This window comes from Pseudomonas sp. R38(2017), assembly GCF_002112395.1.
GTDB lineage: Bacteria > Pseudomonadota > Gammaproteobacteria > Pseudomonadales > Pseudomonadaceae > Aquipseudomonas.
This window is the reverse complement of the sequence record NZ_NEHN01000004.1, coordinates 646,569-654,914: the sequence shown is the minus strand read 5'-3', so window position 1 is coordinate 654,914 and position 8,346 is coordinate 646,569. Positions and strand designations below refer to the sequence as shown.

At 57.6% G+C, this 8,346-nt stretch carries 8 protein-coding genes; 5 read left to right on the top strand and 3 right to left on the bottom strand.

Going from position 1 to position 8,346, the window contains the following annotated elements; genetic code table 11:
- Nucleotides 1-130: 130 nt before the first annotated feature.
- A complete protein-coding gene (gene tyrS, locus CAF87_RS12930; RefSeq protein ID WP_085731729.1) occupies nucleotides 131-1,330 on the bottom strand; it encodes a tyrosine--tRNA ligase in 1,200 nt (399 codons plus the stop codon).
- A gap of 210 nt (nucleotides 1,331-1,540) precedes the next feature.
- On the opposite strand from tyrS, the gene CAF87_RS12925 reads away from it, so the two are divergent.
- Nucleotides 1,541-2,965: a peptidoglycan DD-metalloendopeptidase family protein gene (locus CAF87_RS12925; protein WP_085731728.1), complete on the top strand. Its 1,425-nt coding sequence runs from the start codon at nucleotides 1,541-1,543 to the stop codon at nucleotides 2,963-2,965.
- 3 nt (nucleotides 2,966-2,968) lie between these two features.
- Entirely contained in the window at nucleotides 2,969-4,060 is a 1,092-nt protein-coding gene (locus CAF87_RS12920; RefSeq protein WP_085731727.1) for an anhydro-N-acetylmuramic acid kinase, read from the top strand.
- Nucleotides 4,061-4,134: 74 nt separating this feature from the next.
- On the opposite strand, the gene erpA is transcribed toward CAF87_RS12920, so the two are convergent.
- Together erpA and argC are read right to left on the bottom strand one after the other, a co-directional pair.
- A complete protein-coding gene (erpA, locus tag CAF87_RS12915) occupies nucleotides 4,135-4,485 on the bottom strand; it encodes an iron-sulfur cluster insertion protein ErpA (RefSeq protein ID WP_003228776.1) in 351 nt (116 codons plus the stop codon).
- A 166-nt stretch (nucleotides 4,486-4,651) separates the two neighbouring features.
- Nucleotides 4,652-5,686, bottom strand: a complete 1,035-nt coding sequence (gene argC / locus CAF87_RS12910) for an N-acetyl-gamma-glutamyl-phosphate reductase (protein ID WP_085731726.1) — start codon at nucleotides 5,684-5,686, stop codon at nucleotides 4,652-4,654.
- Between the two features lie 135 nt (nucleotides 5,687-5,821).
- Between argC and hemJ the strand changes: the two genes are divergently transcribed.
- From hemJ to CAF87_RS12895, 3 genes are all read left to right on the top strand, one after another.
- Nucleotides 5,822-6,250 carry a protoporphyrinogen oxidase HemJ gene (gene hemJ / locus CAF87_RS12905; protein WP_085731725.1) on the top strand — a complete coding sequence of 143 codons (429 nt, stop codon included), beginning with the start codon at nucleotides 5,822-5,824 and terminating at the stop codon, nucleotides 6,248-6,250.
- A 33-nt stretch (nucleotides 6,251-6,283) separates the two neighbouring features.
- Nucleotides 6,284-7,252: a nitronate monooxygenase family protein gene (locus CAF87_RS12900; RefSeq protein WP_085731724.1), complete on the top strand. Its 969-nt coding sequence runs from the start codon at nucleotides 6,284-6,286 to the stop codon at nucleotides 7,250-7,252.
- Between the two features lie 94 nt (nucleotides 7,253-7,346).
- Entirely contained in the window at nucleotides 7,347-8,297 is a 951-nt protein-coding gene (locus CAF87_RS12895; RefSeq protein WP_085731723.1) for a DUF805 domain-containing protein, read from the top strand.
- Nucleotides 8,298-8,346 lie beyond the last annotated feature (49 nt).

Here is an 8,346-nt window from a genome sequence, read left to right as displayed (position 1 = left end):
TAACCTGAAGCAAGCCACTGTCGAAAAACGTGTAACTCATTGAGTTTCAAGGAGTTTTCCGTTTCGACTGCGCCGGAAGTGGGGCGAATTATAGGCCTCTAGAATTCGCCGTCAACCCCTTATTTCAACTTTACTCAGATTTCAGCGTAATCCGTGCAAAAGCCTTCTTGCCAGCCTGACAAACGTGAGTCGCGCCGAGCACATATATAAAGGAGCGATCGACAACCTCACCATCTATACGCACACCACCGGAAGCCAGCAGATCACGAGCCGCCGCCGAGTTCTTCACCAGGCCAGCCTTATTAAGGACAGCAGCAATCGGCATATCCTCGGCAGCAGTGAGCTCAACCTCTGGCAAATCATCTGGCAGCTCGCCGTCCTTCATACGGTTACCCGCACCACGGTGAGCATTGGCGGCAGCCTCTTCCCCATGGAAGCGCGCAACAATTTCTTCAGCCAGCTTGATCTTGATGTCGCGAGGGTTGGCACCCGCCTCTACATCGGCACGGAAAGCATTGATCTCATCCATCGAACGGAAGCTGAGCAGCTCGAAGTAGCGCCACATCAATGCATCCGGAATCGAAACCAGCTTGCTGTACATAACACCCGGCGCTTCCTGGATACCGACGTAGTTGCCCAACGACTTGGACATCTTTTTAACGCCATCCAGCCCTTCGAGCAGCGGCATCGTCAGAATGCACTGAGCTTCCTGACCATAACCACGCTGCAGCTCGCGCCCCATCAGCAGATTGAACTTCTGATCGGTACCGCCCAGCTCGACATCCGCGCGCAATGCAACCGAGTCATACCCCTGAACCAGCGGATAGAGGAACTCATGAATGGCGATTGGCTGATTGGTGGTGTAACGCTTGTCGAAGTCATCACGCTCAAGCATACGAGCAACGGTGTACTGCGAAGTCAGACGAATAAAGTCTGCAGGCCCCATCTGATCCATCCAGGTGGAGTTGAATGCGACTTCGGTTTTCGCCGGATCAAGAATCTTGAATACCTGAGTCTTGTAGGTCTCGGCATTTTCCAGAACCTGCTCACGGGTCAGCGGCGGACGAGTTGCACTCTTGCCACTCGGATCACCGATCATTCCGGTGAAGTCACCAATCAGGAAGATCACCTGATGCCCCAGCTCCTGGAACTGACGCAGCTTATTAATAAGCACAGTGTGCCCAAGGTGCAGATCCGGCGCCGTTGGATCGAAGCCAGCCTTGATTCGCAGCGGCTGGCCACGCTTGAGCTTTTCGATCAGCTCGGACTCGACCAACAGTTCTTCCGCACCACGTTTAATCAGCGCTAGCTGCTCTTCAACCGACTTCATAACAGACCCGCAAGGCTCAGATTCAAAGGGAACCAACCATACAAGATCGTGCACCAATTACAAGTTTTGCCCGGCGCACGGATACCAATCCACGAGCGAGATGCCTGCGGACTTGCCTCAGAGATGATTTGGTTATATTTTATACAGTTATTTCATCTTCATCATGTCATTCATCTTTTCCAATTCATCTTTTCAAAGTCAAAACTACTTATGACCACTGAACCGTCTAAAGCGCCACCGCTTTACCCGAAGACCCACCTGCTTGCCGCAAGTGGGATCGCCGCCCTTCTCAGCCTGGCGCTCCTGGTATTTCCCTCCAGTGATGTTGAAGCCAAAAAGACGACCCTGAGCCTCGAACTGGAAAGTCCTGCTGAACAACTGACACAAGACCAAGACGCTGCTGACGCGGTTCAAGCCACAAATGAGCCAGTAGCCTCGCCCTTCGCTCAGATCGAAAACAGCGCAGAAGACAAACCTGAAACCGCCGAGGCCGCGCCAGCGCCTGCACCGGTCGCGCCTGAAAAGAAGGCTCCAGGCCACAGGGAAGTGATCGTCTCCAAGGGTGACACCCTTTCGACATTGTTCGAGAAGGTAGGCCTCCCCGCCGCTGCCGTGCACGAAGTTCTGGCCAGCGACAAACAGGCCAAACAGTTCAGCCAGCTCAAACACGGCCAGAAACTCGAATTCGAACTCAATCCACAAGGTCAACTGACCAATCTTCACAGCAAGGTCAGCGACGTTGAAACCATTACCCTGACCAAGAACGACAAGGGCTATGTCTTCAACCGCGTTACCGCCAAGCCAACCGTTCGTACCGCCTATGTCCACGGCGTGATCAATAGTTCCCTGTCCCAGTCCGCCGCCCGCGCCGGCCTGTCCCACAGCCTGACCATGGATATGGCCAGCGTATTTGGCTACGACGTCGATTTCGCCCAGGATATCCGCCAGGGTGACGAGTTCGACGTGATCTACGAGCAGAAAGTGGTCAATGGCAAAGCCGTCGGCAATGGTCCGATCCTGTCCGCCCGCTTCACCAACCGCGGCAAGACCTACACGGCCGTGCGCTACACCAACAAGCAGGGTAACAGCAGCTACTACACTGCCGACGGCAACAGCATGCGCAAGGCGTTCATCCGCACGCCGGTGGACTTCGCCCGCATCAGTTCCAAGTTTTCCATGGGCCGTAAACACCCGATCCTCAATAAGATTCGCGCCCACAAAGGTGTCGACTACGCAGCTCCACGCGGTACGCCTATCAAGGCTGCCGGTGATGGCAAAGTACTGCTGGCCGGTCGCCGTGGTGGTTACGGCAACACCGTGATTATTCAGCACGGCAATACCTACCGCACGCTGTACGGCCATATGCAAGGCTTCGCCAAAGGCGTGAAAACCGGCGGTACCGTCAAGCAAGGCCAGGTGATCGGTTACATCGGCACCACCGGCCTGTCCACCGGACCGCACCTGCACTACGAGTTCCAGGTCAACGGCGTTCACGTCGATCCATTGGGCCAGAAACTGCCAATGGCCGATCCGATCGCCAAATCCGAGCGCGCACGCTTCCTGGCGCAGAGCCAGCCGTTGATGGCGCGCATGGACCAAGAGAAGGCCACCATGCTGGCTTCGAGCAAGCGTTAAGCCATGGCTCTTTATATCGGCGTGATGTCCGGAACCAGCCTCGATGGTCTGGACATCGCCCTGATCGAGCAGACCTCGGCGATCAACCTGATCGCCACGCACTACATTCCCATGCCTGATTCCCTGCGCGCCGAGCTACTTGGCTTGTGCGCCAGCGGCCCCGATGAGATCGCCCGCTCGGCCATTGCCCAGCAGAACTGGGTGAAGCTTGCAGCAACAGGTATTCACGCCCTGCTCGAACGGCAACAGCTCAAACCCGAAGCCATTCGCGCGATCGGCAGCCACGGCCAGACCATTCGCCATGAGCCGGCACGCGGGTTCACCGTACAGGTCGGCAACCCTGCGCTGCTGACCGAGCTGACCGGGATTACCGTTGTTAGCGATTTCCGCAGCCGCGATGTGGCTGCCGGCGGCCAAGGCGCCCCTCTGGTCCCGGCCTTCCATGAAGCTTTGTTCGAAGAGCGTACCGGCAACCGCGCGGTCCTGAATGTCGGCGGGTTCAGCAATCTCAGTCTGATCGAGCCGAACAAGCCTGTAGCCGGTTTCGACTGCGGCCCCGGGAATGTTCTGATGGACGCGTGGATTCATCGCCAGCGTGGCGAAAACTATGATCGCAACGGTCAATGGGCAGCCAGCGGTAAAGTTGAACCAACCCTACTCAAGGCATTGTTGAGCGATTCCTTCTTCTCGACCAAAGGTCCGAAGAGCACCGGCCGGGAAGTATTCAACCTGCCCTGGCTAGAACAGCATCTGTCACACCTGCCGGATTTCGCTCCCGAAAACGTACAGGCAACTCTGCTCGAACTGACAGCACTGACCATCGTCGAGTCGCTGCAAACCGCTCAATCGAATACTGAAGAACTCCTGGTCTGCGGCGGTGGCGCCCACAACGCGACCCTGATGAAACGCCTGGCCGACCTTCTGCCCAACACGAAAGTCGCCAACACCGCGACCCACGGTGTCGATCCAGACTGGGTCGAAGCCATGGCCTTTGCCTGGCTGGCCCATTGCTGCCTTGAAGGCATCACCGCCAATCGCCCCAGCGTCACCGGTGCAAAAGGCCTGCGCATACTTGGCGCCATCTACCCCAATTGAGATAAAACGCAGATAACAAAACGCCGCAGAACCGTGAGGTTCTGCGGCGTTTTGTTGTGTACGGTGAGGCGAGATCAGATCGAGAACGAAGAACCGCAACCACAAGTGGTGGTGGCATTCGGGTTCTTGATCACAAAACGCGAACCTTCCAGACCTTCCTGATAGTCCACCTCGGCACCCGCCAGGTACTGGAAGCTCATCGGATCAACCACCAGACTCACGCCTTCGCGCTCGACGATGGTGTCGTCCTCGGCCACATCTTCATCGAAGGTGAAGCCGTACTGAAACCCTGAACAACCGCCGCCCGTAACGAATACGCGCAGCTTCAAGCGATCATTCCCCTCTTCATCGACCAGGCTCTTCACCTTGTGCGCGGCACCCTGAGTGAATTGCAAAGCCGTGGGGGTGAAGGATTCGACGCTCATGCTGACTATCTCCCGGCGTTACGCCGCCATAATGCGTGATGACGCGCATTATCCGCTTGTCCTAGAAAATCGGTCAACTATTGTTACGGTATATCAATAAAGCCATCAGCGACCCAGAATGCAAAAAGGCCCGTCAGACGGGCCTTTTCATCAAGCAAGATCAGTCTTACGGCAGCATGCCCGCGTGGGACAGACCAAAACGCTCATCCAGACCGAACAGAATGTTCATGTTCTGCACCGCTTGACCCGACGCGCCCTTGACCAGATTGTCGATCACCGACAGCACCACCACCAGATCACCATCCTGTGGACGATGAACCGCGATACGGCAAACGTTCGCGCCGCGCACGCTGCGGGTTTCCGGATGGCTGCCGGCTGGCATCACGTCGACGAACGGTTCATTGGCATAACGCTTTTCGAACAGCGCCTGCAGATCCACCGAGCGATCCACCACGGTCGCATAGAGCGTGGAATGAATGCCACGAATCATCGGCGTCAGGTGTGGCACGAAGGTCAGACCGACATCCTTGCCTGCTGCACGACGCAGACCCTGACGAATTTCCGGCAGATGACGGTGACCTTTCACCGCATAAGCCTTCATGCTTTCCGACGTCTCGGAGTACAGCGAGCCTACGGCAGCACCACGACCGGCACCGCTGACGCCCGACTTGCAGTCGGCGATCAACAGCGAAGTATCGGCCAGACCTGCCTCAAGCAATGGCAGGAAACCCAGCTGCGTTGCAGTCGGATAGCAACCCGGCACCGCGATCAGGCGTGCTTTCTTGATTTGCTCACGGTTGACTTCCGGCAAGCCGTAAACCGCTTCGTCCAACAGCTCCGGCGCACCGTGCGGCTGGCCGTACCATTTGGCCCATTCTTCGGCGTCCTGCAGACGGAAATCCGCCGACAGGTCGATTACCTTGGTACCCGCTGCCAGTAATTCACCGGCCAGTGCGTGGGCAACGCCGTGCGGAGTGGCGAAGAACACCACGTCGCAAGCGCCCAGGGTCTTGATGTCCGGCACGCTGAACGCCAGACCGTCATAGTGACCGCGCAGGTTCGGGTACATATCAGCCACGGCCAGACCAGCCTCGGATCGGGAAGTGATCACCACCACTTCTGCCTGCGGATGCTGTGCCAACAGACGCAGCAGTTCGACACCGGTGTAACCCGTGCCGCCGACGATACCGACCTTGACCATAAACCTGCCCTCAACGAACCCACTGGAAAGCCGTCGATAATAGGGGCCGCGCGCCCCTGCGACAACCGTCAAGGTGACGTGCGGACGCTCAAGCCTCTACTATCCGGCCTACCGTGAATTGGGGAATAACCAAAAATGCTCTATCTATGGATCAAAGCGCTGCATATCGTCAGCATCGTGTGCTGGTTTGCCGGCCTCTTCTACCTGCCACGACTGTTCGTTTATCACGCGCAAAGTGAAGACACGATCAGCAAGGAACGCTTCAGCACCATGGAGCGCAAGCTGTATCGCGGCATCATGGGCCCGGCGATGATTGCCGCGCTGATCTTCGGCGGCTGGCTGATCTACCTGAACCCGAGCATCTTCAGCAGCGGCGGCTGGATCCACGCCAAGCTGACCCTGGTCGTGTTGTTGATCGGCTATCACCACATGTGCGGCGCGCAGGTAAAACGTTTTGCCCGTGGCGAGAACACCCGCAGCCATGTCTTTTATCGCTGGTTCAATGAAGTGCCGGTTCTGATATTGCTGGCTATCGTAATTCTGGTCGTGGTCAAGCCGTTCTAACTTCAACTGGTTCAACTTTCCGGGGTACTTCCGATGTCGCTGCCCGCTCTGCTCGAACAACGTCTGCGCTTGCCTGTCGTAGCCGCGCCGATGTTCCTGATTTCCAATCCAGAACTGGTGCTCGCGTGCTGTCGCAATGGCGTGGTGGGTAGCTTTCCGGCACTCAACCAACGCGAGAGCAGCGGGTTCAAGGCCTGGCTGGAACAGATCGAAGCGGGATTGGTGACATTGGATAACCCGGCGCCGTATGCCGTGAACCTGATTGTTCACAAGAGCAATCCACGTCTGGAGGCGGATTTGAACATCTGCGTCGAGCACAAGGTGCCTATCATCATCACCAGTCTTGGCGCAGTGAAGGAATTGGTGGACGCGGTGCACAGCTACGGCGGCCTGGTTTTCCACGACGTGACGACTCGCCGCCATGCGGAAAAAGCCGCCGAAGCCGGCGTCGACGGATTGATCGCCGTTGCTGCCGGTGCCGGCGGACATGCCGGCACCTGGAGCCCGTTCTCGCTGATTGCCGAGATTCGTCAGTTCTTCGACAAGACGCTGCTGCTTGCAGGATGTTTGAACCATGGCCATGAGATTCTCGCCGCACAGCTGCTTGGCGCGGATTTGGCCTACTTCGGAACACGATTCATCGGTACGACCGAAAGTCATGCGACCGACGCCTACAAGGAGATGCTCCTGACAGCCAAGGCCGCGGACATCATTCATACTCCTGCCGTGTCTGGAGTACCGGCCAGTTTCATGCGTCAAAGCCTGGAAGCTGCCGGCTTCGACATGGCTTCGCTACAAGGCAAGGGTGAAGTCAACTTCGGCGACAAACTCAAGCCGATCAATGATGAAGCCAAAGCCTGGAAAACCGTGTGGTCGGCAGGCCAGGGTGTCGGGGAAATCGAGGACCTGCCGAGCGTGGATCAACTGGTGGCGCGCCTCGATGCCGAGTATCGCCAGGCCCTGGAGCACGCAGCTCAACTTCCGAAACGCTGGCCACGCTGAGAAAATTCCGGCCAGTCGTTGCGTGACTGGCCTTACACTGAGCGACTGCAACACGTTTCAATTCAATTTCTTTCGCGACAAGGATGCCTCGGTCATGAGCGAACCGCGTTACAAGATCGTTTTCGACGGAGCCCTTCAGCCTGGCGTCGATATCACCACGGCCAAACTCAATCTGGCCGACCTGTTCAAGAGTGACGTGGCCGGCATCGAGCGCCTGTTCAATGGACGCGCCGTTGCCCTCAAGCGCGACCTCTCACACAGCGACGCCCAGACCTATCTGCAAGCGCTAAGCAAGACAGGGATCGACGCCCGGATCGAGCCGGAAACAGCCATTGAACTGAATCTGTCCGATGTTCAGGAACACTCCGCCGCCGTGGCAGAGCCTGATTCTCCTTATGCACCGCCTCGGGCCAGTGTCGGTGAGCAATTGCCGGAGTTCTCCACCCTGAAGCCACTGAGTGTCGAAGGCCGGATCGGACGCCTGCGTTACCTGGCATGGTCGATGGTACTGAGTCTGGTGACCCTGCCAATCATCGGTGTGTTTGCACTGATCGGTCTGGGCCTGGTGAGCGCCGACTCGACCTCCGGCCTGATCATCGGCGGTATCTTCGCCTTCTTCCTGCTCCTGGCCTTCGCGATCGTCGGCATCCTGTTCAGCGTGCAGCGTCTGCACGATATCGGCTGGTCAGGCTGGCTCTGGCTGCTGACACTGGTACCGTTCGTGGGCAGCTTCTTCCCCCTGGTGATCATGGTCATGCCGGGCAATACCGGCGCCAATCGCTATGGCCCGCCACCGCCACCGAACAGCACCGCCGTCAAAGTGCTGTGCTCCCTGTGGATTGTCATTATTGGATTGTTCTTCGTCGGTGGAATGCTGGGCGGGATCTCTGCGATCCAGCAGGAGTACGAAACCAGCCTCGAAAGCAGCTATGAGAGTGGTTCGGTGACCGCCGATGAAGTCGATGTCGAGGTCGAGCCCGAGCCGAATTCGGTGGACGATGCAGCCGAAGCCGCGCCGGCCCCTGTAGACTCTGCGAAAGAATGAACAGCGCTCCGCGCCGTGACACCTGCGTCCACGGCGCGGAGCTGTTGCG